The organism is Shigella sp. FC1567, assembly GCF_001743015.1.
GTDB lineage: Bacteria > Pseudomonadota > Gammaproteobacteria > Enterobacterales > Enterobacteriaceae > Escherichia > Escherichia coli.
In genome coordinates, this window is sequence record NZ_MIIV01000287.1 from 1 (window position 1) to 1227 (window position 1227).

2 protein-coding genes are annotated in these 1227 nt (G+C 57.6%); both read left to right on the forward strand.

Translation table 11 applies throughout. The features are described 5' to 3' along the window. Positions 1–20: 20 nt before the first annotated feature. Positions 21–719 carry a phage minor tail protein L gene (locus BHE85_RS15815; protein WP_069661485.1) on the forward strand — a complete coding sequence of 233 codons (699 nt, stop codon included), beginning with the start codon at positions 21–23 and terminating at the stop codon, positions 717–719. A gap of 4 nt (positions 720–723) precedes the next feature. Continuing rightward, positions 724–1227: C40 family peptidase (locus BHE85_RS15820; RefSeq protein ID WP_073692089.1), on the forward strand; the 504-nt coding region annotated here is incomplete at its 3' end.

The window sequence follows — 1227 nt, forward strand, 5'->3', positions numbered from 1 at the left end:
TTTGAACAGGTGGTGAACTGATGCAGGATATCCGGCAGGAAACACTGAATGAATGCACCCGTGCGGAGCAGTCGGCCAGCGTGGTGCTCTGGGAAATCGATCTGACAGAGGTCGGTGGAGAACGTTATTTTTTCTGTAATGAGCAGAACGAAAAAGGTGAGCCGGTCACCTGGCAGGGGCGACAGTATCAGCCGTATCCCATTCAGGGGAGTGGTTTTGAACTGAATGGCAAAGGCACCAGTACGCGCCCCACGCTGACGGTTTCTAACCTGTACGGTATGGTCGCCGGGATGGCGGAAGATCTGCAGAGTCTGGTCGGCGGAACGGTGGTCCGGCGTAAGGTTTACGCCCGTTTTCTGGATGCGGTGAACTTCGTCAACGGAAACAGTGACGCCGATCCGGAGCAGGAGGTGATCAGCCGCTGGCGCATCGAGCAGTGCAGCGAACTGAGCGCGGTGAGTGCCTCCTTTGTACTGTCCACGCCGACGGAAACGGATGGCGCTGTTTTTCCGGGACGTATCATGCTGGCCAACACCTGCACCTGGACCTATCGCGGTGATGAGTGCGGTTATCACGGTCCGGCAGTCGCGGATGAATATGACCAGCCGACGTCCGATATCACGAAGGATAAATGCAGCAAATGCCTGAGCGGCTGTAAGTTTCGCAATAACGTCGGCAACTTTGGCGGCTTCCTTTCCATTAACAAACTTTCGCAGTAATCCCATGACAGAGACAGAATCAGCGATTCTGGCGCACGCCCGGCGATGTGCGCCAGCGGAGTCGTGCGGCTTCGTGGTGAGAGCGCCGGAGGGGGAAAGATATTTTCCCTGCGTGAATATTTCCGGTGAGCCGGAGGATTATTTCCGGATGGCTCCGGAGGACTGGCTGCAGGCAGAGATGCAGGGTGAGATTGTGGCACTGGTCCACAGTCATCCCGGTGGTCTGCCCTGGCTGAGTGAGGCTGACCGGCGGCTGCAGGTGCAGAGTGATTTGCCGTGGTGGCTGGTCTGCCGGGGGGCGATTCACAAGTTCCGCTGTGTGCCGCATCTCACCGGGCGGCGCTTTGAGCACGGGGTGACGGACTGTTACACGCTGTTCCGGGATGCTTATCATCTGGCGGGGATTGAGATGCCGGATTTTCATCGCGGGGATGACTGGTGGCGTCACGGTCAGAATCTCTATCTGGATAATCTGGAGGCCACAGGGCTGTATCAGGTGCCGTTGTCA

Bases quoted from the DNA above. Each gene is read 5' to 3' on its own strand.
- BHE85_RS15815 (WP_069661485.1), top strand. From the start codon at position 21: ATGCAGGATATCCGGCAGGAAACACTGAATGAATGCACCCGTGCGGAG.